24 protein-coding genes are annotated in these 26,066 nt (G+C 74.0%); 15 read left to right on the forward strand and 9 right to left on the reverse strand.

All coding sequences use genetic code 11. The annotated features are described in order from the left end of the window. Positions 1-2 precede the first annotated feature (2 nt). From ACE1OA_RS25970 to ACE1OA_RS25985, 4 genes are all read left to right on the forward strand, one after another. The gene (locus ACE1OA_RS25970) at positions 3-617 is read left to right on the forward strand and encodes a TetR/AcrR family transcriptional regulator (RefSeq protein ID WP_432753464.1); all 615 of its coding nucleotides are present in this window, start codon (positions 3-5) and stop codon (positions 615-617) included. 19 nt (positions 618-636) lie between these two features. Next, complete coding sequence (locus ACE1OA_RS25975; protein WP_356609928.1) at positions 637-1,794, forward strand: acetyl-CoA C-acetyltransferase; 1,158 nt, start codon at positions 637-639, stop codon at positions 1,792-1,794. Between the two features lie 178 nt (positions 1,795-1,972). Continuing rightward, on the forward strand, positions 1,973-2,176 hold the full coding sequence (locus tag ACE1OA_RS25980) for a cold-shock protein (RefSeq protein ID WP_005318814.1): 204 nt from the start codon (positions 1,973-1,975) through the stop codon (positions 2,174-2,176). 91 nt (positions 2,177-2,267) lie between these two features. After that, on the forward strand, positions 2,268-3,998 hold the full coding sequence (locus ACE1OA_RS25985) for a DEAD/DEAH box helicase (protein ID WP_356609926.1): 1,731 nt from the start codon (positions 2,268-2,270) through the stop codon (positions 3,996-3,998). Positions 3,999-4,049: 51 nt separating this feature from the next. On the opposite strand, the gene ACE1OA_RS25990 is transcribed toward ACE1OA_RS25985, so the two are convergent. Genes ACE1OA_RS25990 through ACE1OA_RS26010 form a run of 5 tightly spaced genes read right to left on the reverse strand, consistent with a single transcriptional unit; the run spans position 4,050 to position 8,478 of the window. After that, positions 4,050-4,946, reverse strand: coding sequence for a tyrosine-protein phosphatase (locus tag ACE1OA_RS25990; protein ID WP_432753465.1), 897 nt, complete (start codon positions 4,944-4,946; stop codon positions 4,050-4,052). Between the two features lie 43 nt (positions 4,947-4,989). Then, the gene (locus ACE1OA_RS25995) at positions 4,990-6,051 is read right to left on the reverse strand and encodes an NAD(P)H-dependent flavin oxidoreductase (RefSeq protein ID WP_432753466.1); all 1,062 of its coding nucleotides are present in this window, start codon (positions 6,049-6,051) and stop codon (positions 4,990-4,992) included. Continuing rightward, positions 6,048-6,869, reverse strand: a complete 822-nt coding sequence (locus ACE1OA_RS26000) for a CoA-transferase subunit beta (protein WP_432753467.1) — start codon at positions 6,867-6,869, stop codon at positions 6,048-6,050. The genes ACE1OA_RS25995 and ACE1OA_RS26000 overlap by 4 nt, the downstream gene beginning before the upstream one ends. Next, positions 6,866-7,699, reverse strand: a complete 834-nt coding sequence (locus ACE1OA_RS26005; protein WP_356603466.1) for a CoA transferase subunit A — start codon at positions 7,697-7,699, stop codon at positions 6,866-6,868. Before ACE1OA_RS26005 ends, ACE1OA_RS26000 begins: the two co-directional genes overlap by 4 nt. 23 nt (positions 7,700-7,722) lie before the next feature. Continuing rightward, positions 7,723-8,478: an enoyl-CoA hydratase family protein gene (locus ACE1OA_RS26010; RefSeq protein ID WP_356778744.1), complete on the reverse strand. Its 756-nt coding sequence runs from the start codon at positions 8,476-8,478 to the stop codon at positions 7,723-7,725. Between the two features lie 67 nt (positions 8,479-8,545). Between ACE1OA_RS26010 and ACE1OA_RS26015 the strand changes: the two genes are divergently transcribed. Next, on the forward strand, positions 8,546-9,310 hold the full coding sequence (locus ACE1OA_RS26015; protein ID WP_384873616.1) for an SDR family oxidoreductase: 765 nt from the start codon (positions 8,546-8,548) through the stop codon (positions 9,308-9,310). Between the two features lies 1 nt (position 9,311). Beyond that, positions 9,312-10,196 carry an SDR family oxidoreductase gene (locus tag ACE1OA_RS26020; RefSeq protein ID WP_356778745.1) on the forward strand — a complete coding sequence of 295 codons (885 nt, stop codon included), beginning with the start codon at positions 9,312-9,314 and terminating at the stop codon, positions 10,194-10,196. 98 nt (positions 10,197-10,294) lie between these two features. Here ACE1OA_RS26020 and ACE1OA_RS26025 read toward each other — a convergent pair whose 3' ends face one another. Then, positions 10,295-10,783 carry a MarR family transcriptional regulator gene (locus tag ACE1OA_RS26025; RefSeq protein ID WP_384873610.1) on the reverse strand — a complete coding sequence of 163 codons (489 nt, stop codon included), beginning with the start codon at positions 10,781-10,783 and terminating at the stop codon, positions 10,295-10,297. Positions 10,784-10,895: 112 nt separating this feature from the next. On the opposite strand from ACE1OA_RS26025, the gene ACE1OA_RS26030 reads away from it, so the two are divergent. Both ACE1OA_RS26030 and ACE1OA_RS26035 read left to right on the forward strand, forming a co-directional pair. Continuing rightward, positions 10,896-12,284 (forward strand): MFS transporter, encoded by a 1,389-nt coding sequence (locus ACE1OA_RS26030; protein ID WP_432753468.1) that lies wholly within the window; start codon positions 10,896-10,898, stop codon positions 12,282-12,284. A gap of 98 nt (positions 12,285-12,382) precedes the next feature. Beyond that, complete coding sequence (locus tag ACE1OA_RS26035; protein ID WP_356603424.1) at positions 12,383-12,685, forward strand: hypothetical protein; 303 nt, start codon at positions 12,383-12,385, stop codon at positions 12,683-12,685. Here the strand turns inward: ACE1OA_RS26035 and ACE1OA_RS26040 are convergent. Both ACE1OA_RS26040 and ACE1OA_RS26045 read right to left on the reverse strand, forming a co-directional pair. Beyond that, a complete protein-coding gene (locus ACE1OA_RS26040) occupies positions 12,645-14,231 on the reverse strand; it encodes an ankyrin repeat domain-containing protein (protein ID WP_432753469.1) in 1,587 nt (528 codons plus the stop codon). The genes ACE1OA_RS26035 and ACE1OA_RS26040 overlap by 41 nt on opposite strands. Positions 14,232-14,361: 130 nt before the next feature. After that, positions 14,362-15,249 carry a hypothetical protein gene (locus tag ACE1OA_RS26045; RefSeq protein WP_384873599.1) on the reverse strand — a complete coding sequence of 296 codons (888 nt, stop codon included), beginning with the start codon at positions 15,247-15,249 and terminating at the stop codon, positions 14,362-14,364. A 143-nt stretch (positions 15,250-15,392) separates the two neighbouring features. Here ACE1OA_RS26045 and ACE1OA_RS26050 point away from each other — a divergent pair, with 143 nt between their 5' ends. Further along, positions 15,393-16,190, forward strand: coding sequence for a S1 family peptidase (locus ACE1OA_RS26050; RefSeq protein ID WP_147977526.1), 798 nt, complete (start codon positions 15,393-15,395; stop codon positions 16,188-16,190). A 115-nt stretch (positions 16,191-16,305) separates the two neighbouring features. On the opposite strand, the gene ACE1OA_RS26055 is transcribed toward ACE1OA_RS26050, so the two are convergent. Continuing rightward, positions 16,306-18,057 (reverse strand): glycoside hydrolase family 35 protein, encoded by a 1,752-nt coding sequence (locus ACE1OA_RS26055; RefSeq protein ID WP_432753470.1) that lies wholly within the window; start codon positions 18,055-18,057, stop codon positions 16,306-16,308. A 95-nt stretch (positions 18,058-18,152) separates the two neighbouring features. Here ACE1OA_RS26055 and ACE1OA_RS26060 point away from each other — a divergent pair, with 95 nt between their 5' ends. The 6 genes from ACE1OA_RS26060 (at position 18,153) to ACE1OA_RS26085 (ending at position 26,029) form a co-directional block, all read left to right on the forward strand. Then, positions 18,153-19,040 (forward strand): helix-turn-helix transcriptional regulator, encoded by an 888-nt coding sequence (locus ACE1OA_RS26060; RefSeq protein ID WP_356603464.1) that lies wholly within the window; start codon positions 18,153-18,155, stop codon positions 19,038-19,040. A gap of 11 nt (positions 19,041-19,051) precedes the next feature. Continuing rightward, complete coding sequence (locus tag ACE1OA_RS26065; RefSeq protein WP_356603414.1) at positions 19,052-19,357, forward strand: chorismate mutase; 306 nt, start codon at positions 19,052-19,054, stop codon at positions 19,355-19,357. Further along, positions 19,357-20,346 (forward strand): asparaginase, encoded by a 990-nt coding sequence (locus tag ACE1OA_RS26070; RefSeq protein ID WP_384873595.1) that lies wholly within the window; start codon positions 19,357-19,359, stop codon positions 20,344-20,346. Before ACE1OA_RS26065 ends, ACE1OA_RS26070 begins: the two co-directional genes overlap by 1 nt. 54 nt (positions 20,347-20,400) lie before the next feature. After that, positions 20,401-22,896: an aminopeptidase N gene (gene pepN, locus ACE1OA_RS26075; RefSeq protein ID WP_384873592.1), complete on the forward strand. Its 2,496-nt coding sequence runs from the start codon at positions 20,401-20,403 to the stop codon at positions 22,894-22,896. 320 nt (positions 22,897-23,216) lie between these two features. After that, a complete protein-coding gene (locus tag ACE1OA_RS26080; RefSeq protein WP_432753471.1) occupies positions 23,217-24,614 on the forward strand; it encodes a pyridoxal phosphate-dependent decarboxylase family protein in 1,398 nt (465 codons plus the stop codon). Further along, positions 24,611-26,029, forward strand: coding sequence for a lysine N(6)-hydroxylase/L-ornithine N(5)-oxygenase family protein (locus ACE1OA_RS26085; protein WP_356603406.1), 1,419 nt, complete (start codon positions 24,611-24,613; stop codon positions 26,027-26,029). The genes ACE1OA_RS26080 and ACE1OA_RS26085 overlap by 4 nt, the downstream gene beginning before the upstream one ends. The last annotated feature ends 37 nt before the right edge of the window (positions 26,030-26,066 follow it).

Below are 26,066 nucleotides of genomic sequence, written 5' to 3' on the forward strand. Positions count from 1 at the left end.
GGGTGCCGACCACGAAGAAGAAGACCCAGGTGACCGCGACTCCCGAGCGGCGCCGTGAACTCCTCGACACCGCGGCCGAGGTGTTCGCCGCCCAGGGGTACAACGCCACCACCGTCCGCAAGATCGCGGACGCCGCCGGCATGCTCGCCGGCAGCCTCTACTACCACTTCGATTCCAAGGAGTCGATGCTCGACGAGATCCTCTCCACCTTCCTGACCGAACTCTGGGAGGGCTACGACGCCGTCCTCGCCGCCGGACTCGGCCCCAGGGAGACCATCGAGGCCCTCGTCACCGAGTCCTTCCGGGAGATCGACCGGCACCGCGCCGCCGTCGCGATCTACCAGAAGGAGTCCCGGCACCTGATCGCCCAGCCCCGCTTCCACTACCTCTCCGACTCGCAGCAGAAGTTCGAGAAGGCGTGGCTCGGCACGTTGGAGCGCGGGGTCGAGGCCCGCGTGTTCCGCGCCGACCTCGACATCAGGCTCACCTACCGGTTCGTGCGCGACACCGTCTGGGTCGCCGCGTCCTGGTACCGCCCGGGCGGACAGCACAGCCCGGACGAGATCGCCCGTCAGTACCTGTCGATGGTCCTGGACGGGATCGCCGTACGCACCTGACCCAGCTGGAGGAGTCGCCATGGCCGAGGCCTACATCGTCGAAGCGGTACGCACCCCGGTGGGCCGCCGCCGGGGCGGTCTCGCCGCCGTCCACCCGGCGGACCTCGGCGCCCATGTGCTGAAGGCCCTCGTCCGGCGCTCCGGCATCGACCCGGCCGCGGTCGAGGACGTCGTCTTCGGCTGCCTCGACACCGTCGGACCGCAGGCCGGCGACATCGCCCGTACGGCCTGGCTCGCGGCCGGCCTGCCCGAGGAGGTCCCCGGCGTCACCGTCGACCGCCAGTGCGGCTCGTCCCAGCAGGCCGTCCACTTCGCGGCCCAGGGCGTCCTGTCCGGCACCCAGGACCTGGTGGTCGCGGGCGGCACCCAGAACATGTCGATGATCCCCATCGCCTTCGCCTCCCGGCAGGCGGCCGAACCGCTGGGCCTGACCGAGGGGCCCTACGCCGGCTCGGAGGGCTGGCGCGCCCGGTACGGCGACGCGCCCGTCAACCAGTTCCACGGCGCCGAGCTGATCGCCGCGAAGTGGCACATCACCCGCCGCGACCAGGAGGAGTACGCCCTGCGCTCGCACCAGCGGGCGCTGCGGGCCCTCGACGAGGGCCGCTTCGCGCGCGAGACCGTGCCGTACGGGGACGTCACCGCGGACGAGGGGCCGCGCCGGGACACCACCCTGGAGAAGATGGCCGGGCTGAAACCGGTCGTCGAGGGCGGCACCATCACCGCGGCCTGCTCCTCCCAGGTCTCCGACGGCGCCGCCGCGATGCTGCTGGCCGGCGAGCGCGCCGTACGCGACCACGGCCTGACCCCCCGCGCCCGGATCCACCACCTCTCGGTCCGCGGCGAGGACCCGATCCGGATGCTCTCCGCCCCGATCCCGGCGACCGCGTACGCCCTGCGGAAGACCGGCCTGTCCATCGACGACATGGACCTGATCGAGATCAACGAGGCCTTCGCGCCGGTCGTGCTGGCCTGGCTCAAGGAGACGGGCGCCGACCCGGAGCGCGTCAACGTCAACGGCGGGGCGATCGCCCTCGGCCACCCGCTGGGCGCGACCGGAGTGCGGCTGATGACGACCCTGCTGCACGAACTGGAGCGCACCGGGGGCCGGTTCGGCCTCCAGACGATGTGCGAGGGCGGCGGTCAGGCCAACGTGACCATCATCGAACGACTGTAGGAGGTGTGACACTCGTCGCTGTCCCGCCTTTCCGGCGGGACGGCGTGCTAGTGTCTCCGTGTTGCTAGTTTTGGTACCCATGAACTTTATGTGCGCCTGACGGGAATGTTCCTTCAGGCGCAATTTTGTTTTCCCGGCATTCTCCGGATGGGGCCCTTACCTGTTCAGGAGAATTCACATGGCTACTGGAACCGTGAAGTGGTTCAACTCGGAAAAGGGCTTCGGCTTCATCGAGCAGGACGGCGGCGGCGCCGACGTCTTCGCCCACTACTCCAACATCGCGACCTCCGGCTTCCGTGAGCTGCAGGAAGGCCAGAAGGTCACCTTCGACGTCACGCAGGGCCAGAAGGGCCCGCAGGCGGAGAACATCCTCCCCGCCTGATCGCCGTACCGCGTTTCTCGCAGCCGGGACCCGCACCGCGCAGGTGCGGGTCCCGGCTCGCGCTGTGCTCAGGCCAGGAAGGCATTTCCCCATGACTCGCTCCGAAAAGCGGCCCCGTCGGGCCGCGGACTCCACCTCCGGAACCCCGTCCGGAAATGCCTCGGGCCGTCCCGCGCGCGGCTCCGGCCAGCGACGCGGCTCAGGCTCCGGCGCCACCGGCTCGGCCCGTGGCCGGGGCAAGGGCGCCGGGCGCACCCCGGCCTCGCCCCCGCCGCCGCGTGAGTTCACGCTCCCCGAGACGCTGACGCCCGCGCTGCCCTCCGTCGAGTCCTTCGACGCCCTCGACATGCCCGCGGCGCTCGTCAAGACGCTCGCCGCCCAGGGCGTGATCGAGCCGTTCCCCATCCAGGGCGCCACCCTGCCGAACTCGCTCGCCGGCCGGGACATCCTGGGCCGCGGCCGAACCGGCTCCGGCAAGACGCTCGCCTTCGGCCTCGCGCTGCTCGCCCGCACCGCCGGCCGCCGCGCCGAGCCCCAGGCGCCGCTCGCCATGGTCCTCGTGCCCACCCGCGAGCTCGCCCAGCAGGTGACGGACGCCCTCGCGCCGTACGCCACCTCCGTGCAGCTGCGGCTCGCCACCGTCGTCGGCGGCCTGTCGATCACCAAGCAGGCGAACGCGCTGCGCCGCGGTGCCGAGGTGCTCGTCGCCACGCCCGGCCGGCTCAAGGACCTCATCGAGCGCGGCGACTGCCGGCTCGACCAGGTCGCGATCACGGTCCTCGACGAGGCCGACCAGATGGCCGACATGGGCTTCATGCCGCAGGTCACGGCGCTGCTCAAGCAGGTCGAGCCGGACGGCCAGCGGATGCTGTTCTCCGCCACGCTCGACCAGAACATCGACCGTCTGGTGAAGATGTTCCTCACCGACCCGGTCGTGCACTCCGTCGACCCCTCGGCCGGCGCGGTCACCACGATGGAGCACCACCTGCTCCACATCGCCGACGAGACCGACAAGAAGGCCGTCACGCTGAGGATCGCGGCCCGCGACGGCCGGACGATCCTCTTCCTCGACACCAAGCGGGCGGTGGACCGGCTCGTCAAGCGGCTCCTCGCGAGCGGTGTCCGGGCCTCCGGCCTGCACGGCGGCCGTTCCCAGCCGCAGCGCAACCGCACCCTGGACCAGTTCAAGACCGGCCAGGTCAACGTGCTGGTCGCGACGAACGTGGCGGCCCGCGGCATCCACGTCGACGACCTCGACCTGGTCGTCAACGTCGACCCGCCGATCGACCACAAGGACTACCTGCACCGCGGCGGCCGCACGGCCCGCGCCGGCGAGTCCGGCTCGGTCGTCACCCTCGTCCTGCCCGAGCAGAAGCGGGACATGAGCCGGCTGATGGCGAACGCGGGCATCGCGCCCCGCACGGCGCAGATCAAGTCCAGCGACGACGAGCTGACCCGCCTCACCGGCGCCCGGGAGCCTTCCGGCATACCGGTCGTCATCGAGGTCCCGCAGCCGGCCCAGCCCGCCCCGTCGGCGGGCGGCGGCCGACGCTCGCGCCGCGGCGGCTCCGGCGGCGGTCGTGCCCGCGGCACGGCAGGCTCCGCCCGTACGGCCACGGCCGGCTCGGCCGGCGGCTCCGGGAACCGCACCGCCGGCAACGGCACCACCGGCCGCGCGGCCGGCAGCGGCTCGTCCGCCCGGACGGCAGGCAACGGCTCCGCCACCCGCACCGGCGCCGGGACCGGCGCGGGCGCCCCGCGCTCCCGCGGCCGCAGCGGCGGCACCGCGGGCGCCGGCCGCGGTCGCCGGGGTTCCGCCTAGGTCCCTGTCAGGGCGTAGGTCCTGTCCTGGCGGAAACCGCCCGGACAGGACCTAGTCGACCAGTCGGGCCCGGAGCGCCGCCAGCGTGCGCAGCTCCAGGCCCAGGCCGACGGTCAGGTAGCGCAACAGGCCGCCGTACCCGGAGCGGACCTCGGCCAGTGCCGCGTCGAGGTACTCCGTCCGCACCTCCTGGAGCGGGACGATCAGTTCCGGGTTCTGCATGAGACCGCCCTGCCTGAGCCCCTCCCGCACCCGCGCGTCGTACGCCGCCCGCAGCGTGTTGGACGCCAGGTAGTCGCCCACGGCCGTGCTCTCCGGCACGCCCAGGACCGTCAGCAGCAGGTGACTCGTCCAGCCCGTACGGTCCTTGCCCGAGGTGCAGTGGTAGAGCAGGGGCCCGCCGCCGGGCTCCGCCAGGTCGCGGAGGGTCGCCGCGAACCCCGCCCGGTTGTCCGGGCTCGTGACGAAGGTGCGGTACACCTCGCGCATGAAGCCGGCGGCCCGTCCGCCGCCGAGCATCTCCTCCTGCCGGACGGGGTCCCGCGAGCCGATCGCGGCCAGCAGCTGCCCGTACAGACCGTTGTCGGTGATCGGGCGGGAGAGCGCCGTGAGCGGGGCGGGCAGCCGGTCCGCCCCGTCGTACCGGACCTCCAGCGGGATCCGGAAGTCCACGACCCGGCCCAGCCGCAGCCCGGCCAGCGTCGTCAGGTCGGCGTCGGTGAGCTTCGCCAGGGCGTCGGCCCGGTAGACCAGGCCCTTGCGGACCCGGCCCGCTCCGTGGGTGACGTACCCGCCGAGGTCGCGGACGTTGACCGCGCCCTGGAGCGGGATCTGCCGCGGGACGGCCGACCGCGGGCGGTGCGCGGCGACGGCCGTCACGGGGGCGAGAAGGCCCCCCGCGCCGGTGGCCGCGGCGGTGCTGAGCAGTACGCGTCGGGAAAGAGGCACGGGCCGGACTCCCTTGGCCGGACTCCCCTGGGGGAGCGAGGGTTCACCCTGGTGAGGGCAGGGCGTGGAGCGCTTGAGTGGCCTCGGACAGGATCCGCTGCACGAGTACCTCGCAGCTCGGGAGGTCCTCGATCAGCCCGGCGACCTGTCCGGAGGCCATGACGCCGAGGTCGGTGCGTCCCTCGACCATGGAAGCCCGCAGGAGCACGGGGGTGTTCGCGGCGAGCAGGACCTGGCTCCAGGACAGGTCCCTGCCGTGACGCATCGCGAGCCCGTCGCGGACCATCCGCGGCCACGACAGGCCCGACAGCTTCCGGAACCCGGCCGCGCGGCGCACGGTCTGCGCCAGCGCCCTGACCCGGCCCGCCCGTTCCAGGGCGGCGACCATCTCCGTACGCAGCATCCGGTGCGGCAGCCCGTCGACGGCCGTGGTGACCGTGACGTCCTTGACCGACGCCGCCAGGTACCGCGCCTTCACCGCGTCGGGCACGGTCGAGTCGGAGGTGAGGAGGAAGCGGGTCCCCATGGCGATCCCTGCGGCCCCGTACGCGAGCGCGGCGACCAGGCCGCGGCCGTCGTGGAAGCCGCCGGCCGCGACGACCGGGATGTCGACCGCGTCCACCACCTGCGGCAGCAGCACGGTCGTCGCCACCTCGCCGGTGTGCCCGCCGCCCTCGCCGCCCTGCACGATCACCGCGTCCGCGCCCCAGGCAGCCACCTTCTCGGCGTGCCGCCGGGCCCCGATCGAGGGGATCACGACCACTCCCGCGTCCTTCAGCTCCGCGATCAGGTCCCGCGAGGGCGCCAGGGCGAACGAGGCGACCCGCACCCCCTCGTCGACGATGATCCGCACCCGTTCGCGGGCGTCGCCCGCGTCGGCGCGCAGGTTCACCCCGAACGGCCGGTCCGTACGGGACCGCACCTCGCGGACCGCCGAGCGGAGCTGCTCCGTGCTCATCGTCGCCGAGGCGAGGATGCCGAGCGCGCCGGCCTCCGCGGAGGCGGTGACCAGCCGGGGTCCGGCGACCCAGCCCATGCCGGTCTGCACGATCGGGTACCGGACGCCGGTGAGCCTCGTGAGCGCGGTGTCGAAGGAGGCGGTCACCGGGCCGGCACCTCGCGGTCGCGCAGCCCCCGCGGGTCGATGACCTCCCGGATCAGCCGGAGTTCCTCGGCGGTCGGCTCACGGGTGTACGGGACGTCGTCACCGGCCGGCAGTGCGAAGCCGGTGGCCTCCCGGACCTGCGCCACGGTCACGCCCGGGTGCCGGGAGGCCAGCCGCATCGAGCGGTCGGGGGTCTCGAAGTCGAAGACGCCGAGGTCGGACACGACCCGGGGGATCCGGTGGAAGCGGGTGACCCCGGCCGCGGCGGCCCGGTCGTAGCCGACCCCGCTGACCATGTCCACGCGCTCGACGAAGACCCGGGGCGAATGCCGGGGGATCCAGTAACTCACTGGGTTGTTCAGCGTGTTGACGGGGGCTCCGCGGACGCCGAGGAGCTGGCGGGTGGGCCGGGACCAGTCGCCGACGCAGGAGATGTTCTGGTTGCCGTACCGGTCGATCTGGCTGGCGCCCATCATCACGTGCCGTCTGCCGCCGGTGACCATCGTCAGGTGCCGCCGGTACGGCAGCCAGCCCTCGACCTCCCCGTCGACGCCGACCAGCATCGCCTCGCCGTCGGTCAGCAGCAGCTCGGGCGCGAAGGTGCGGCGGGCGAGCCGCGCGCCGAACGAGGAGACCGGGGCCATCGCGGCGGCGAGCACCTCGCCGGCGTCGCGCCAAACCTCGGCGCAGGCGACGACGCAGTACTCGGCGCGGGTGGGTGGGGGTTGAGGTGTGCGGGTGGGTGGGGGTTGAGGTGTGCGGGTGGGTGGGGGGTGAGGTGTGCGGGTGGGTGGGGGCTGGGGCGCGTGGGTGCTCAACTCTGCTCCTCGTGCCAGGTGCGTACGGCCTGCTGGTAGTCGTCCTCGCTCTTGCCGGACAGGAAGCGCTGCGCGAACTCGGCCCAGGGCGTGGTCGCGTACAGCCGCTGGAAGGCCTCGTCCCGCTCGTAGTCGGGCGCGCAGGAGGTGAAGTGGGCGCCGTTCGGCGCTTCGACGACCCCGGTGACGCTGTGCCGTCCGACGAGCAGGGTCTGCGGGGGTGCCGTGCCGAGGACGGTGGTGTCGACGAGCCGTTCGCAGGAGACGTACGCGGTGTCGGCGGCCTCGCAGAACAGGTCGTCGAAGTAGGGGTCGGGGCCGAGGTACTGGCCGTTGCCGGTCCGGTCGGCGCGGTTGAGGTGGACGAGGGCGGCGTCCATCCGCAGCGCGGGCACGGCGACCAGTTCCTCGCCGTCCTCGTAGGGGGAGCGGATCGTCCGCAGCCCGGGGTTGACCCGCATCACGTCCGAGCCGAGACCGGCCCGGACCGGCAGGAACGGCAGCCGGTTGGCGGCGGCGTGCAGCCCCCACATGAACATGGCCTCGTCGAGCTCCGTCAGTTCGAAGGCGCCACGCTCGCGGGCGGCGCGGAAATGGGGTTCGAGCGGGATGGAGTCGAGGGTGGCGAAGGCGGCGACGAGTCGTCGGATCCGGCCGGCCGCGGCGAGCAGGCCGACGTCGGGGCCGCCGTAGGAGATCACGGTGAGATCGGTGACCTCGGACCGGAGCAGCGCGCGGACCAGCGCCATCGGCTTGCGGCGCGACCCCCAGCCGCCGATGCCGATCGTCATGCCGCTGCGGAGGCGGCCGGCGACCTCGTCGGGGGTCATCGTCCTGTCGTGCGGGTGTGCGGTCACGAGGAGCCCTTCCTGCCGAAACCGTCTCGGACGCGGTCGGCGACGCCGCTGAGGTTGGCCTCGAAGGTGAAGCCCTGCTCGAAGCGGTAGCTGCGGTGCACGTCCACGGGGTCGATGCCGTTGATGGCGGCCTTGGCGAGCCGGATCAGCGAGCCGTCCTTGGCGGCGATCTCCCGGGCCACGGCGAGCGCGGCGTCGTGCAGTCCGGCGCGCGGGACGACCTTCCAGACCGAGCCGTGGGCGTGCAGTTCGTCGGCGGTGACGGTCCGGGAGGTGTAGTACAGGGCCCGCATCAGGTGCTGCGGGACGAGCCGGGCGAGATGGGTGGCGGCGCCGAGCGCGCCGCGGTCCAGTTCGGGCAGTCCGAAGGCGGCGTCCTCCGACGCGACGATCACGTCGGCGTTGCCCACGAGGCCGATTCCGCCGCCCAGGCAGAAGCCGGCGACGGCCGCCACCACCGGCACCTCGCACGTGTACACCGCGGAGAAGGCCTCCGCGCATCCGTGGTTGGCGCCGATGAGGGCCCGGTGCCCGGTGCCGTGCTCGCGCTGCATCTCCTTGATGTCGACGCCCGCGTTGAAGCCGCGGCCCTCGGCGGCCAGGACGACGCAGTGGACCTCCTGGTCCCGGCCGGCCGCGCGGACCGCGTCGGCGAGGTCGTACCAGCCTTGTACGGGCAGGGCGTTGACGGGTGGGAAGTCGACGGTGACGAGGGCGACGCCCTTGTCCGGGCGTGAGGTGGAGACACCCATGGACGGATCAGCTACCTTTCCACCAAACGTTTGTTAGGCGACTGCTTGGTGAGGAAGGTAGCAGCCGATGGAGCTGGACGGGAGGGTCGCCGTCGTCACCGGCGGCACGCGGGGCGTGGGCGCGGGCATCACCCGGGCCTTTCTGCGCGCCGGCGCGCACGTGATTGTCTGTGCCCGCCGGCCGCCGGACGCGCCGCTGGAAGAGGCGGGCCGGACAGCCGTGTTCGTCCCCCTCGACCTGCGCGACCCCGCGGCCGTCGAGGCGTTCTTCGCGGACGTCGCGCGGGCGCGCGGGCGGCTCGACGTCCTCGTCAACAACGCGGGCGGGACGCCGTACCGGCTGCTCGGCGAGGGTGACGCGGAACGGCACGCGCGGGTCGTCGCGCTGAACCTGACCGTGCCGCTCACCGTCACCCTCGCCGCGTACGAGTCGCTGCGCGCGGCGCGCGGCTCGGTCGTCATGATCGGCAGCGTCAGCGGCACCCGGCCCTCGCCGGGCACGGCCGCCTACGGCGCGGCGAAGGCCGGTCTGGAGAACCTGGCCCGGTCGATGGCCGTGGAGTGGGCCCCGCACGTCCGGGTGAACACCCTCGTCCTCGGCATGGTCCGCACCGAGCTGTCCCACCTCCACTACGGGGACGCGGACGGGATCGCGGCCGTCGGCCGGACCGTCCCGCTCGGCCGGCTCGCCGAACCCGAGGAGGCGGGGGAGGCGGCGGTGTTCCTCGCCTCCGAGCGTGCCGGATACGTCACGGGGGCCTCGCTCCTGGTGCACGGGGGCGGGGAGCGCCCCGCCTTCCTCGATGCCGCGAATGCCGACAAGGAGAGCTGAGATGACCCCGACGGGACTGTGCGAGGGCCGGGTCGTGATCGTGACGGGCGGTGGACGGGGGCTGGGCCGGGCCCACGCGCTGGCCTTCGCCGCCGAGGGCGCCCGGGTCGTGGTCAACGACCTGGGCGTCGGGCTCGACGGGGCCGCCTCGGCGGAGTCCCCGGCGCGGCAGGTCGTGCGGGAGATCCGGGAGGCGGGCGGTGCGGCCGTCGCGCACGGCGGCGACGTCGCCACGGAGGACGGCGCCGCGTCCCTGGTGGCCGCCGCGCTCGACACGTACGGGCGGCTCGACACCCTGGTCAACAACGCGGGCTTCCTGCGCGACCGGATGCTCGTCAACCTCGGGGAGGACGACTGGGACGCCGTCATGCGGGTGCACGTGAAGGGCCACTTCCTGCCCCTGCGACATGCGGCGGCGCACTGGCGGGCCGAGGCCAAGGCGGGGCGCCCGGTGGCGGCGCGGGTCGTGAACACCACCTCGGGCGCGGGGCTGCTGGGCAGCGTGGGACAGGGCAACTACGCGGCGGCGAAAGCGGGGATCGTGGGCCTGACGCTGGTCGCGGCGGCGGAGACGGCGCGCTACGGGGTCCAGGTCAACGCGATCGCCCCGGCCGCCAGGACCCGCATGACCGAGGGGACCTTCGCCGGTCTGGAGGGTCTCCCGGAGGACGTCTCGCCGCTGGTGGTGTGGCTCGGCTCGGCGGCGTCGGAGGGCGTGACCGGCCGCGTCTTCGAGGCCGAGGGCGGCCGCATCACCGTCATGGAGGGCTGGCGGCCCGGCCCGACGGCGGACAAGGGGGCGCGCTGGACCCCGGCCGAGGCGGGCGGGGCCGCGCGGAAGCTGCTGGCGGACGCGGAGGAGCCGCGGCCGGTGTACGGGGCCTGACGGGGCGGGGCGCGGCGCGGTGGGACCTGACGGGCCGGCGGATCCGGCCGGGCGCCACGGGGCGGGGCGCACCTCCCGGGCCCCCGCCCGGACAGGACCTAGCTGGTCAGGCGTCGGGTCGCGTTGCGCTGGCGGGTGGTCGAGCCGGTGAGGAAGCGGGTGATCACGAGCAGCTCCTCGGTGCTGAACTCCTCGTAGAGCTCGTGCACTTCACGCGCCCAGTCGTCGAAGAGCGGGGCGATCTCGGCCAGCTTCTCGGGGCGGGGCTCGACGAGCACCCGGCGCTTGTCGGTCGGGTGCTTCACCCGGCGTACGAACCCCTTGCGCTCCAGGCGGTCGACGAGGCCGGTCACGGAGGCCGGCGCGAGCCCGGAGTGCTCGGCGAGCTCCTTGGCCGTGAGGGCGCCGTGGCGTTCCAGCAGGTCGAGCGTCTTGGTCTCGGTCGCCCCCAGGTCCTGCCGGGCCGCGACCGCCGTGTGGAAGGCCACCGAGGCGGCGCTGGAGTCACGGCCGGCGGCGGTGAGGGCGGCGATCACCTCGGCGCGCCGCGACCCCTCGTCCCGCGCCGGCCGCTCGCTCGTGCTCATGGGGGCAGCCTAGCAAAATATTTAGTTCGATCGAACGAAAGACTTGCGCTCACGGCCGCCCTCGTGCCAGTTTTTATTTCGTTAGGCCGAACGAAATAAAAAGGGAGCCGGCATGACCACCACCCTCACCAGCACCGGCGGGGCCTCGCCCACCGCCGTCCACCCACGCCGCTGGGCCGCCGCCGTCGTGATGATGGTCGCCGCCCTGATGGACCTCGTCGACGTCACCATCGTCAACGTCGCCCTGCCCTCCATCGGGCACGGGCTGGGCGCCTCGGAGAGCGCCCTGCAGTGGATCGTCTCGGCATACCTGCTGGGCTTCGCGGCCACTCTGATCGTCGCCGGGCGCCTCGGCGACCGGTACGGCCGCAAGACGCTCTTCCTCGTCGGGACGGCCGGCTTCGGCCTCGCGAGCCTCGCCTGCGGCATCGCCCAGACGCCGGGGCAGCTGATCGCGGCCCGTGCCGTGCAGGGCGTGACGGCGGCCGTGCTGATGCCCCAGGTCCTCGGCTCCTTCCACAGCCTCTTCCAGGGCAAGGACCGGGGCAAGGTCTTCGGGATGTACGGGGCGGTGGCCGGCTTCGCCTCGGCGACCGGGCTGCTGCTCGGCGGCGTGCTCACCGACGCGGACCTCTTCGGGCTCGGCTGGCGCAGCGTCTTCCTGGTCAACGTGCCGCTCGCCGTGCTGACCCTGGCGGCCGCCGTCGTCCTCGTCCCCGCCACCCGGGAGCACGCGGCGGCCCGCCCGCCCGTGCTCGGCAGCCTCGTCCTGGCGGCCGGCCTCGTCGCCATCGTGCTGCCGCTCGTCCAGGGCCGGGGCAACGGCTGGCCCGCCTGGGGCTGGGTGCTGCTCGGCGGCGGCGTCCTCGCGGTGGCCGGCCTCGGCGTCCGCGGCTCGGTCCTGCCGGGGCGGACCTTCCGTGTCCCGGCCTTCTCCTACGGCCTCGCCGTGCAACTGCTCTTCGCCCTCGGGATGCAGGGCTTCTTCCTGGTCTTCGCCCTCTGGCTGCAGGGCGGCCAGGGTTACGCGCCCCTGCAGGCGGGCGTCCTCATGGTCGCCTTCTCGGCCGGCGGCTTCCTCACCGCGCCGGCGGCCGACCCGCTCGCCGTCAGGCTCGGCCGCCTGGTCCCGGCGGCGGGCGCGGTGCTGATGGCGGCCGGCTACGCCTGGGTCTGGCACGCGATGGACCGGGCCGCCCCCGTGCACACCGGCGCCTGGCCGCTGGTCCCCGGGCTGGTCGTCGCAGGCGCCGGACTCGGTCTCCTGGTGGTGCCGCTCGTCAACATCGTCCTGTCCGCGGTCCCGGACGAGCTGGCGGGCGGGGCCTCGGGCGTCTTCTCCACGGCCCAGCAGTTCGGCGGGGCCCTGGGCGCCGCGGTCGTCGGCACGGCCTTCTTCGCGGACCTCTCGCTCGACGCGGCCATGCCGTGGGTGATCGCCGCCTACGGGGCGGCGGCGCTCCTGAGCCTGCGGCTGCCGGCGCGGTCCGTCTCCGGCTGACCACCGGCCGCACGGGCCGGGCCCGGGGCGGGTCGGGTCCGGTCGGGGGTGGGTCGGGGTGTCGTCCCCGGCCCGCCCGTCCCGCGCGCTCCGGCAGGATGGGCCGGGACGAGGCCGCCGAGGTGCGCTGCCGGGCCGCCGAGGACCCCCGGCTGTCGCCGGCCTCGGCGGTCCGGCTGCTGGACGACGGGTCCGAGGCGGTCCGGTGCGCGGCGGCCCGTCATCCCGCGCTGCCCGCACGGGTGCTGGTCCGGCTCCTGCGCGACCACACCACGGCGCCCTGGGCGGCGGCGAACCCGGCGCTGCCCGAAGCCGTCATGCACGGGATGACCGACACCGCCGAAGCCGGCCTGGCGCAGCTCAGCGGCAGCGTGGACTCGTCCACTCCAGGCGCGTCCTGACCCGCTCGTTCCCGATGTGCTCCAACGCCGCCAGGGCCGTGTCGCGGGCCGATCCCTCCGGGTCCCCGTCCGCCAGGATCGACGCCAGCACCTCGGTGGCGCGCGGATCCTGACGCATCGCCAGGCCGCGGGCCGCCTCGGCGACGGTGTCCGGATCGGTGTCCCTCAGGCGGGCGGCGAGTGCCTCGCGAAGCAGGGGGGTGTCCTCGGGAAGCTCGGCGAGGGCCAGCGTCGCCCAGTCCCGCACCCCCGCGTCGTGGTCCCGGCTCAGCCGCACCAGGACGTCGACGGCCTGCGGGCGACCGGCCGGCACGAGCCCGGTGAGCGCGCACCCGAGGGCCCGCCGCACCTCGGCGTCGGGGTGCGAGGCGAACGGCAGCAGTTCGGGCAGCGCCGACGCGTCGCCCACGGCCCCGAGCGCGGTGACCACGGCGAGCGCGGGCTCCCGGTCCGCGCCCGGGCGGCCCGGATCCCGGTCCGTCGCCACTCCGTCCCGCCGGGTGTCGGCCGCCAGGCGCCGCAGGACCGCGACGCCCTCGGCCGTGAGGTCCCCGCCGACGCCCGGGGAGCGCCTCCCCGGACCCGGCCGCCCCGGCCCGTGCGCCGCCCGCCGGTCCGGCCCGGTCGACAGGACACCCCCCAGGACCTGCGCGCCGAGCGCCCGCCGCAGGGGTTCGTCGCTCGCGCACCAGGCCGCGGCGGTACGGAAGGTCTCCTCGTCGGCGTACCGGGCGAGGGCCGCGACCGCCTCCCTCCAGTCGTCCTGGTCGCGGTCCCCGCAGCGCAGGGCCCGCCCCGCGAGCTCCTCGTGCGGGGTGCGCACGCCGAGTTCGCCCTCCAGCAGGGTGACGATCGCCGCATGACCGGTCTGCCGCTCGTTCCCGCGACCGGGGGCGCCGTCCTCCCGCAGCAGTTCGACGACGACGGTCACTCCGCCGTCCTCGGGGACCCGGCGGACGACGCACTCGTACGTCCCGCCGCCCTCGGACCCGTCGAGCAGCCCGCGCCGCAGCTCCGCCGCGATGTCCACGCCGACCCACCGGCGGGCCTCGGCCAGCGCGTCGGGAAGCGGTCCGGCACCGAACTCCAGGAGCGCCCGCACGCTCGGGGTCGAGCCGCGCCGGGCCGCCGCGACGAGGGGCACCAGGCCGTCGGGGCCGGGGCGCTGCGGGTCCGCGCCGTGTTCGAGCAGGATCCGGACGGTCTCGGCGTGGCCCAGCCGCACCGCCCAGTCCATCGCCGTGAAGCCGTAGGACTCCTCCTGGTCCGGCCTCGCCCCCGCCCCGAGCAGGGCCCGGACCACCTCGCCGTGCCCGCCGCACGCGGCTCCGCACAGCGGCAGGTCGCCCGCCTCCTCGCCGCTGCCCCGCCCGGGGTCGGCGCCGGCGGCCAGCAGCACCCGGACGATTCCGGCCTCGTTCGCGACGGCGGCCCGGTACAGCGCGGTCTCGCCCTCGTCGGTCGCCTCGGGGGACTCGCCGGCCCGCAGGGCGCGGACGACGGCGTCGTTGTCCCCGCCCAGAATGTCCTCGAACAACGTGCTCATCCGTCGACCATCGCCCGGCGACCGCAACCGGCGCAAATCACTTGTCGGTTCGCACCCGGCGGGACCCGGCCGGCGCCACGGCCGCGACGTCTTCGGCCCCCGCACTCCGGGCACGACCCCCGGGACGTGTTCAGCCCTCGCACTCCAGGACCGACTCGCACACCCCGCAGCGCGCCTTCAGCCGCCGGGCCGCCGCCGGCACCCGCAGGCGCTGGTGGCATACCGGGCAGGGGAAGGAGACCCGCAGGGACGGGCCCGCCCCCTCGAAGGCGTACGGCGCGCCGGCCGCCGCGCGCCCCTGCCGGCGGTCCTTCGTGTACCGGTGCCGGGCCGCCCAGCCCGCGCCGGCCAGCGGTGGCCGCAGCCCGTCGCGTGCCGCCTCCGCCCGGCCCCGCACCCAGGCGTCGTAGGCCTGGGGGCTGGTGAACCACGGAGACGGGTCCTCCCCGAACACCTCCGCCCGCTTGGCCAGCACGTATCCGAACTCCTCGGGTGTCAGGTACCCGAGTTTCTGGCTCGACACGGCGTCCTCCCGGTAGGCGTCGAGCAACAGCCAGCCCGCCCCCAGATAGGCGGTCACCACATCCGTGAGGATCTCGTTGTCCCCGGTGTCCGGGAACCCGAGGTCGAGACGGTGGAGCAGTACATGGGTGATCTCGTGGGCCAGCGCCGCCCCCACGTCCCTGCGATGCCGACGGAAGCGGTCGTTCAGTTCGATGAAGTACTCGGGTCCCGCGGCCAGCTCCACGCTCGCCGCGTGGGTCATCGCCCGGAAGCTCACGATCATCCGGGCCTGCGGCAGCCGCAGGTGCCGGACGAGCGCCCCGGCCACCCGCAGGGCGCCGAGGTGGAGTTCGTCCTCGTCGGTGAAGGCCACGTCGGTCGCGCGCACGCTCGTGTCGTACCGCCGTACGCCGTCGGCGGACAGTCTCCGGTACAGCGCGGTGAGCGAGGCCCGGACCGTGTCGAGGTGCGGGAACCCGTGGACGACCGCGTCTCCTGCACTTCCGTTCGGCACGCCGGAACCCCCTTCCCTCCACTGTACGACCGCGTCCGGGCGCTGTGCCCTGGCCGAAAACCCTGTCTTGTGACCCCCTGTGAGCCCTGTCCATAATCCGGACCAAGCCTTGACGGATACATGCCATCGAGGCTCAACCCCCCATGAAAGGCAGACACTTGAAGAAGAACAGGTTCGTCCGCGCCCTTCAGAGAATCGCCGCCGCCGGCGCCGTCGTCCTCGCCGCCGTCAGCCTCCAGCCCTCCACCGCCTCCGCCGCGCCCACGCCCGTCGTGGGCGGCACCCGGGCGGCCCAGGGCGAGTTCCCCTGGATGGTCAGGCTCTCCATGGGCTGCGGCGGCTCGCTGCTGACCCCGCAGATCGTCCTCACCGCCGCCCACTGCGTGAACGGCTCCGGCAACAACACCAGCATCACCGCCACCGCCGGCGTCGTCGACCTCCAGAGCGGCAGCGCCATCAAGGTCCGCTCGACCAAGGTCCTCCAGGCCCCGGGCTACAACGGCACCGGCAAGGACTGGGCCCTGATCAAGCTGGCCTCGCCGATCAACTCGCTGCCCACGCTCAAGATCGCGGACACCACCGCGTACAACAGCGGCACGTTCACCGTCGCCGGCTGGGGCGCCACGCGCGAGGGCGGCGCCCAGCAGCGCTACCTCCGCAAGGCGACCGTGCCGTTCGTCTCCGACTCCGCCTGCCAGGCGGCCTACGGCTCCAGCCTGGTGCCCGGTGAGGAGATCTGCGCCGGGTTCAACGAAGGCGGCGTCGACACCTGCCAGGGCGACTCGGGCGGCCCGATGTTCCGCAAGGACAACGCCGGCGCCTGGATCCAGGTCGGCATCGTGAGCTGGGGCGAGGGCTGCGCACGGCCCGGCTACCCGGGCGTCTACACCGAGGTCTCGACGTTCGCCGCCGCCATCAAGTCGGCCGCGGCCACCCTGTGACCCCTGCCTCCTGAACCACTGATCCGCCGATTCACCGATCCACCGATCCACCGATCCACCGGTCCGTGGACGGGGCCGGGGCCCCGCCCCCGTCCACGGACCGCCCCGGGTCGTCCTACGCCAGCTCGACCCCGGCGCCCGCCCCGCCCTCCAGCTCCAGGACCCACACCTCGTTCCCGCCCTCGCGCAGCACCGGACCCGGCACGAACAGGGACTCCTGCGGCCCGGCCGCCCAGTACCGGCCCAGGCAGAAGCCGTTGACCCAGACGAAGCCGCGGGTCCACCCCGGCAGCGACAGGGCCGCGTCCCCGGGCTCCGGGACCGTCACCACCGCGCGGTACAGCCCCGGCCCCGCCGCCTCCGCCCCACCCGTCGGCCGCAGCGGCAGCCTCCGCACCGCCTCCGTCCCGAAGGCGGCCAGCCGCAGACCCCGGGCCCGTACCCCGTGCACGTACTGCCGCTCGTGCCGGACACCGCCCGTGATCCCCTTCGCCTCGGCCTGCCGCGGGCCGTAGTTGACCCGGCCCAGCGACTCCACCCACAGCTCCACCACCGCGGGCCCCGCCACCGGCTCCGGCAGCACCGCGTCCTCCGACGCCAGCACCCCCGCCCGCACCCCGTCCACGTACACCACCGCACGGTCGCGCAGCCCCGACACCGACAGCGGATACGGCCGCCGCGGCCCGGGGATCTCCAGCCGGTAGCGCACCAGCCCCCGGTCCACCCCCAGCTCCTCGAACGTCGGCGGCACCGGCGCGACCGACTCCGCGTCCCCGAGGACCTCCAGGACCTCCCCGAGCGGCGCCCACGCCACCGGCTCCGCGGCCGCCGGCCCGGCGATCCGTCGCGGCGGCTCCGGCACCTCCGGCAGCGGCCCCTCCGCGAACGCGCCCAGCACCTCACGGAAACGCCAGAACTTCTCCGTCGGCAGCCCCGCCTCGTCCACCGGCGCGTCGTAGTCGTACGAGGTCACCGTCGGCCGCAACTCGCCCTCGTGCAGGTCACCGGCCCGGTTCGCCCCCGCCCAGCCGGCGAAGTTCGTCCCGCCGTGCGCCATGTACAGGTTCACCGACGCCCCGCACTCCAGGATCTCCCGCAGCGTCCCCGCCGCGTCCGCCGCGTCCCGCACCGCGTGCTCCGTGCCCCAGTGGTCGAACCAGCCGCACCAGAACTCCATGCACATCAGAGGACCGGCAGGCCGGTGCCGCCGCAGCACCTCGAACGCCTCCCGCGCCCCCGACCCGAAGTTCGCCGTCGCGAGCACCCCCGGCACCGACCCGCCCGTCAGCATGTGGTCCTCCGGCCCGTCCGAGGTGAACAGCGGCACCCCCACCCCGCAGTCCCGCAGCAGCTCCTTGATCCGCCGCAGATAGCCCAGGTCCGAGCCGTAGCTGCCGTACTCGTTCTCCAGCTGCACCATGACCACCGGCCCGCCCCGGTCGACCTGCCGCGCCACGACCTGCGGCAGCAGTACACGGAACCAGCGGTCCACCGGAGCCAGGAACGCGTCGTCGTCCGTCCGCACCCGCCGCCCCAGCGGACCCGTCAGCCAGTGCGGCAGCCCCCCGTTCTCCCACTCGGCGCAGATGTACGGACCCGGCCGCACGATCGCCCACATCCCGGCCCGCCCCACCGCGTCCAGGAACCGGCCCAGCGCGGCCACGTCCCCGTACCGCCCCGGCTCCGGCTCGTACAGGTTCCACGGGACGTAGGTCTCCACACAGTTGAGCCCCATCGCCCGCAGCATCCCCAGACGGTGCTCCCACTGCTCCTCGTGCACCCGGAAGTAGTGCAGCGCCCCCGACAGCAGCCGCACCGGCCGCCCGTCCAGGAGGAAGTCCTCGTCACCCACAGCGAACGTGCTCATGCGCTCACCCTCGCCCTCTGGCGGCGGACCGGTCCATGGACAAAGATCGTCGCTGTTTGGACGTAAGGAGACGACCGGAAGGGCGCGTGCCGACGATGTACCACACCTGGATGCGCTACTTCACGCCCAGCCCCGTCCACCACCGCCTCGGCCTGGTCTGCCTCGGCGTCGGACTCCAGCACGGCACCCTGCCCACCGTCGGGCCGCGCACCCTCGACCACCACGTGGCCGTCGTCATCAACGCCGGCAGCGGCTGGTACCTCGGCCCGGACGGCCGGCGCACCACCGTCACCGCCCCCGCCCTCATCTGGCTCACCCCCGGCGTGCCCCACCACTACGCCGCCGACCCCGCCACCGGCTGGGACGAGAGCTTCGTCGACTTCGGCGGCCCCGCCACCGCCACCTACACCGAACTCGGCTACATCGAGCCCGACCGGCCCGTCGTCCCGCTCTCCGACGCCGCCGGCCCCCGCGCCGCCATCGGCCGCATCGCCCGCGCCGCCCGCCGCGGCAACCCCCTCCTGGAGGTCGAGACCGGCGCCGCCGTCCACGAACTCCTCGTCGCCCTGCGCCGCGCCCGCGCCGACACCAACGCCGACGGCGACCCCGTCCTGTCCGCGCTCGCCCGCGACGCCTTCCAGCCGCTGTCCGTCGCCGAGCACGCCGCCCGGCACGGCATGAGCCCGGCCGAGCTGCGCACCGCCGTCCGCCGCGCCGCCGGCTGCAGCCCCAAGGACTACCTCCTCTCCATCCGCCTCGGACGCGCCAAGGAACTCCTCGCCGCGACCGAACTGCCCGTCGCCGCGGTCGCCCGCCGCGTCGGCTACGACGACCCGGCCTACTTCTCCCGGCTGTTCACGCGCCGCGTCGGCACCGCACCCGTCCGCTTCCGCGACCAGCAAGGACGTGCCGTACCCGGCGGCTGGAGCGACCGCGTTCCGGATCCCGAACACCCTCCGACGATCGTCGGGCGCTCCGTCTAAGCTCGCTGCTCATGAGCGACATCGACGAGTCCGTACAAGAGGAACTGTCCCGGCTGCGCGAAAGCATCGACAACATCGACGCGGCGGTCGTCCACATGCTCGCCGAACGCTTCAAATGCACCCAGCAGGTCGGCGTCCTCAAGGCCAAGCACCATCTCCCGCCCGCCGACCCCGCACGCGAGTCCCGCCAGATCGCCCGGCTGCGGGAACTGGCCGAGAGCGCGAAACTGGACCCGGCGTTCGCGGAGAAGCTGCTGAACTTCATCATCGCGGAGGTCATCCGGCACCACGAGACGATTGCGGACGGAGCACGCTGATGGGCCGCGTCACGGTCTTCACCCTGGGAGGGACGATCTCCGCCCGGGGCGGGGACGCGGCGCGCCTGACCGGCGCCGAGGTCCTCGCCGGGCTCGGTGCCGTCGGCACCGAGGCGGAGCTCCGCGACTTCCGCCGGCTGCCCAGCTCCTCGCTGTCCCTGGAGGACGTCGCCGCCCTCGCCGACGAGGTCCGCGCGACGGTCGCGGCCGGCTCCGGCGTCGTCGTCGTCCAGGGCACCGACACCCTGGAGGAGACCGCCTTCCTCCTCGACCTGCTCTGCCCGACCACCGAGCCGGTCGTCGTCACCGGCGCCATGCGGCGCCCCGACCTGCCCGGCGCCGACGGCCCCGCCAACCTCGCCGCCGCCGTCGCGGTCGCCACCGACCCGGCCTGCCGCGACCTCGGCGTCCTCGTCGTCCTCGCCGACGAGATCCACGCCGCCCGCCACGTCCGCAAGACCCACACCACCGCCGTGGCCACCTTCGCCTCGCCCGGCGCCGGCCCGATCGGCTCGGTCGTCGAAGGCGAGGCGCGGATCCTGCTCCGCCCGGCCACCCCCTCGACGGTCTGCTCCCTGCGGCTCGACCCCAGGATCCGCGTCGCCCTGCTCACCCTCTCCCTCGGCGACCGCGGCGAACTCCTCGACGCCGTCGACTCCCGCTACGACGGCCTCGTCGTCGCCGCCTTCGGCGCCGGCCACGTCCCGACCTGGCTGGTCGAACCCCTCGAAGAGCTCGCGCGCCGCATCCCGGTCGTCCTCGCCTCCCGCACCGGCGCCGGCACCACCCTGTCCCACACCTACCGGGGACCCGGCTCCGAGCACGACGTCCTGCACCGCGGCCTCATCCCCGCCGGACCCCTCGACCCCGTCAAGGCCCGCCTCCTGCTGCACACCCTGCTCTCCAGCGGAGCGGCCGGCGAGGCCGGATACGACCGCCCCCGCATCACCGCGGCCTTCACCCACCTCACCGGCACCGGCCTGGCGTGAGCCGAGGGCGGAACCCCGTTCCCCGCCCCGCCCCCATCAGGCAGCATGGAGCCCATGTCCGTACTGACGCGCGACGAAGCGCAGACCCGTGCCCGGCTCCTCGACGTCCACCACTACGAGGTCGAGCTCGACCTGACCACCGGTGACGACACCTTCCGGTCGACCAGCACCATCCGGTTCACCGCCCGCACGGCCGGGGACACCTTCGTCGAGCTGAAGCCCGAGACCCTCCACTCCGCCCTGCTCGACGGCACGCCCCTCGACCCCGCCGCCCTCGACGGCAACCGGCTCCCCCTGGACCTCGCCGAGGGCGAGCACACGCTGGAGATCGCGGCCACCATGCGGTACTCGCGCACCGGCGAGGGCATGCACCGCTTCACCGACCCCGCCGACGGCGAGTCGTACGTCTACACCCAGCTCTTCATGGAAGACGTCCAGCGGGTCTTCGCCGCCTTCGACCAGCCCGACCTCAAGGCCGTCTTCGACATCTCCGTCCAGGCCCCCCAGGGCTGGACCGTCCTGTCCAACGGCATCACCGCACAGGGCCCCGACGGCCGCTGGACCGCTGCCACCACCCCCCTGCTCTCCACGTACTTCGTCTGCGTCGCCGCCGGACCCTGGCACTCCCTGCGCACCGAGCACGCCGGCCTCCCCTTCGGCCTGCACTGCCGCCGCTCCCTCGCCCCCCACCTCGACGCCGACGCCGACGAGATCCTCGCCGTCACCAAGGCCTGCTTCGACCGCTACCACGAGAAGTTCGAGGAGCCCTACCCCTTCGACTCCTACGACCAGGCCTTCGTCCCCGAGTTCAACGCCGGCGCGATGGAGAACCCCGGCCTCGTCACCTTCCGCGAGGACTACGTCTTCCGCTCCGCCGTCACCGTCACCGAGCGGCAGACCCGCGCCAACGTCATCGCCCACGAGATGGCCCACATGTGGTTCGGCGACCTCGTCACCCTGCGCTGGTGGGACGACATCTGGCTGAACGAGTCCTTCGCCGAGTACATGGGCTACCAGACCGTCAACGAAGCCTGTTCCGACCTCTTCCCCGACACCTGGACCGAGTTCGGCATCGGACGCAAGGCCTGGGGCTCCGACGCCGACCAGCGGCCCTCCACCCACGCCGTCGCCCCCGACCCCGAAGCCGTCCCCGACACCGCCTCCGCCCTGCTCAACTTCGACGGCATCTCCTACGCCAAGGGCGCCGCCGCCCTGCGCCAGCTGGTGACCTGGATGGGCGAGAAGGACTTCCTCGCCGGCATCAACACCCACTTCGAGCGCCACCGGTTCGGCAACGCCACCCTCGCCGACTTCATCGACAACCTCGCCTCCGCCACCGACCGCGACGTCCACGGCTGGGCCGAGCAGTGGCTGCGCACCACCGGCATCGACGCACTCACCCCCGAACTCGGCGGCGACGCCCACCACACCACCCTCACCGTGCGCCGCGACGGCAGCCGCCCGCACCGCATCGCCGTCGGCGTCTACGACCGCGACCTCCTCGACAACAAGCGGCTCGTCCTGCGCGAACGCCTCGAGATCGACATCCCCCACACCACCCCCGTCCAGCTCCCCGGCCCCCGCCCCGCCCTCGTCGTCCTCAACGACGGCGACCTCAGCTACGCCAAGGTGCGGCTGGACGACACCTCCCTGGAGACCGTGCGCCGCACCCTCTCCGGCGTCCCCGACGACCTCACCCGCGCGCTGCTCTGGAACACCCTGCGCGACATGGTCCGCGACGGCGAACTCGCCCCCGAGGCCTACCTGGAGGCCGCCCACACCCACCTCCCCGAGGAGACCGACCTCGCGATCGTGCAGGGCGTCCTCGCCTTCGCCCGCGTCCAGATCGCCGACCGCTACCTCCCCGCGGACGAGCGGCCCGCCGCCCTGGCCCTGCTCACTTCCCTGGCCCGCGACCTCATCCGCCGCACCGAGGACGGCGAGGCACCCGGACTGCGCCTGACCGCCGTCCGTACCTTCATCGGCAGCGCCACCCAGCCCGACACCATCGCCGCCTGGCTCGCCGAAGGAACCGTCCCCGGCGGCCCCGAGATCGACCCCGAGCTGCGCTGGCTCGTCCTCGCCCGGCTCGCCGTCCTCGGCGCCCTCGACGAGGCCACCATCGACACGGAGCTGGCCCGCGACCCCAGCGCCACCGGACAGCAGGGCGCGGCCCGGTGCCGCGCGGCCCTGCCGACCCCGGAGGCCAAGGCGGCCGCCTGGTCCCGGCTCTTCGACTCCGACGACCTGTCCAACTACCTCTTCGCCGCAACCGCCCAGGGCTTCTGGCAGCCCGAACAGGCCGAGCTGGTGGCGGAGTACGTCCCCCGCTTCTACCCGGCCGCCGTCGCGCTCGGCGACCGGCGCGGCGCCGCCATGTCGGAGGCGGCGGGCTCCCGCGCCTTCCCGGCCCACGCCATCGACGACGCCTCCCTGGCCCTGGGCGAGACCCACCTCCGGGAGGACACGATGACGCCCGCGCTGCACCGCAAGCTCGCCGACCAGCTCGACGACCTCCGCCGCGCGCTGCGGGTCCGCACGAACGGGTGACCGCGGGGCCGGGTGCCGCGGACCCGCACGACCGGGCGACCGGGGCCGCGGACCGGACGACCGGCTCCGTACGAGGGCGTGACCGGGGCCGCGGGACCCGGTGACCGGGACCGAACGACGGCGCACCGGGGACCGGCGGACGCGTGACCGCACCGCCGGCCGGTGCGCCCCGCTCCGGCCGCTCCGGCCGCCCCGGCCGCCGCACCCACGCCCCGAGCCCCACCACGAAGGACACGGCCTTGTCCAGGCCATGTCCCTCGTTCGGGTTACACACCCGTGCTCACCGGACAAACCCCGAAAACCCCCGCCAGTGTGGGCCCATGTGTGCCGTGCCCACCCCGCCCGCCCCACCGCCGGCCCTCGCCGGAGGCGAATCCGGCCCCGAAGCCCTGCGCCCCCTCCTCACCACCGTCCTCGCAGCGCTCCACGACGGAGCCGCGACCCGCGGCGGCCCGATCCCCGCCGGCGGCCCCGACACGCTCGCCGCCCGGATCCGCGACACACTCGGAGAAGCCCTCCCCGACACCGGCACCACCCCCGAGGCCGCCCTCCGCACCCTCGTCACCGCCCTCGCCGCAGGCGCCGCCGACCCCGCCGACCCGCTCTGCGCCGCCCACCTCCACACCCCGCCCCTGGCCCTGGCCGTCGCCGCCGACCTCGCCGCCTCCGCGCTCAACCCCTCCATGGACTCCTGGGACCAGGCACCCGCCGCCTCCGCCCTCGAAGACCTCGTCACCCGCGCCCTCGCCGCCGAGGTCTACCCCCACGCCCCGCACCCCGACGCCCTCGTCACCACCGGCGGCACCGAGTCCAACCAGCTCGCGCTGCTCCTCGCCCGGGAACGCCACGGATCCGTCCAGACCGTCGTCGGCGCGGCCGCCCACCACTCCTTCCACCGCGCCGCCTGGCTCCTCGGCCTGCCCGAACCCGTCACCGTCCCCACCCCCAACGGCACCGTCGACCCCGTCGCCCTCGACGAGGCCCTCACCGACCTCCACGGCCCCCTCCTCGTCGCCGCCACCGCCGGCACCACCGACACCGGCCGCATCGACCCCCTGCCCCAGATCGCCGACCTCTGCGAAGCCCACGGCGCCGAACTCCACGTCGACGCCGCCTACGGCGGCGCCGCCCTCTTCAGCGCCACCCACCGCCCCCTGCTCGCCGGCCTCGACCGCGCCCGCTCCGTCGCCCTCGACCTGCACAAACTCGGCTGGCAGCCGGCCGCCGCAGGACTCCTCGCCGTCCGCGACACCGCCGACCTGGCCGCACTGAGCCACACCGCCGACTACCTCAACGCCGACGACGACACCGAAGCCGGCCTCCCCAGCCTCCTCGGCCGCTCCCTGCGCACCACCCGACGCCCCGACATCCTCAAGATCGCCGTCACCCTCCGCACCCTCGGCCGCACCGGCCTCGGCGACCTCGTCGACACCTGCTGCGCCCTGGCCCGGGAACTCGCCGACCTCGTCGACAAGACACCCGGCCTGGAGCTCTACGAGCGCCCCACCCTGACCACCGTCCTGTTCCGGCCCCGGGACGCCGACGACGACACGGTCGCCGCCATCCGCCGCACCCTCCTCACCGAAGGCTGCGCCGTCCTCGGCCGGGCCCACGAGGACGGCCGGCTCTGGCTCAAGGCCACCCTCCTCAACCCGCACGCCACCTCCGGCGACCTGGAACAGATCCTCACCCTCGTGGAAGGCAGCACCGACCGATGACCGGCAGCACCCCCCACCCGCAGCACGACCTCGACCGGCCCTACGACCTGGTGGGCATCGGCATCGGCCCCTTCAACCTCTCCCTCGCCGCCCTCGCCCACGGCATCCCCGGCGGCCTCGCGACCACCTTCTTCGAGCAGAACCCCGCCTTCCACTGGCACCCCGGCCTCCTCATCGAAGGAGCCACCCTCCAGGTCCCCTTCCTCGCCGACCTGGTCACCCTCGCCGACCCCGCCAGCCCCTGGTCGTTCCTCAGCTACCTCCGCTCCCGCGACCGGCTCTTCCCCTTCTACTTCGCCGAGAAGTTCCACATCCAGCGAGCCGAGTACGACGCCTACTGCCGCTGGGTCAGCGGCCAGCTCCCCGGCCTCCACTTCGGACACCAGGTCGACGCCGTCCGCTGGAACCCCGAACGCGCCCTCTTCGAAGTCGACTTCACCCAACTCGACGGCGACGGCGAGGCCGAGGCACTCGGCCGCGCCTACACCCGGCACATCGCCCTCGGCGTCGGCACCCAGCCCCACGTCCCCGACCCCCTCAAGCCCCTCGCCGACGCACCCGGCGTCCCCGTCATCCACTCGGCCGACTACCTCGACCACCGCACCCGGCTCCTCGCCGCCGAACACGTCACCGTCATCGGCTCCGGCCAGTCCGGCGCCGAGATCTTCCTCGACCTGCTCCGCGCCCGCCCCGCCGGCGCCGAGAAGATCCACTGGATCACCCGCACCGAGGCCTTCGCACCCATGGAGTACTCCAAGCTCGGCCTCGAACACTTCACCCCCGACTACACCCGCTACTTCCACGCCCTCCCCGAGCCCGTCCGCAACGAACTCGTCCCCCGCCAGTGGCAGCTCCACAAGGGCATCGACGCCGACACCATCGCCGCCATCCACGACGAGCTCTACCGCCGCACCCTCGACGGCGGCTGGCCCGACGCCGTCCTCACCCCCGGCGTCCGCGTCCGCACCGCCGGCCGCGTCGCCACCACCAAGGTCGAACTCCACCTCGAGCACCTGCACCAGTCCGCCCGCTCCCGCCTCACCACCGACGCCGTCGTCCTCGCCACCGGCTACCGCGAACGCCCCGTCGACCGCATGCTCGCCGGACTCGACCCCTACCTCCGCCACGATTCGGCCGGACGCGCCAGGATCGACGAGCAGTACCGGCTCGTCCTCGACGACTCCGTCACCGGCTCCGTCTACGTGCAGAACGCCGAGAAGCACACCCACGGAGTCGGCGCCCCCGACCTCGGCCTCGCCGCCTGGCGCAGCGCGACCATCCTCAACTCCCTCACCGGCAAGGACCCCTACCCGCTCCCGCGCCGCACCGCCTTCACCAGCTTCGGCCTCGAACGGCGAGAGGCGCCACGCATCCCGGCCCAGGGCCAGGCGCTGACGCCTCTCACACAGAACTGACCGGGGGCGCACCGCACGCGCCGCCCGATCGGCAGGA

The organism is Streptomyces sp. JL2001 (assembly GCF_050917515.1).
Lineage (GTDB): Bacteria > Actinomycetota > Actinomycetes > Streptomycetales > Streptomycetaceae > Streptomyces.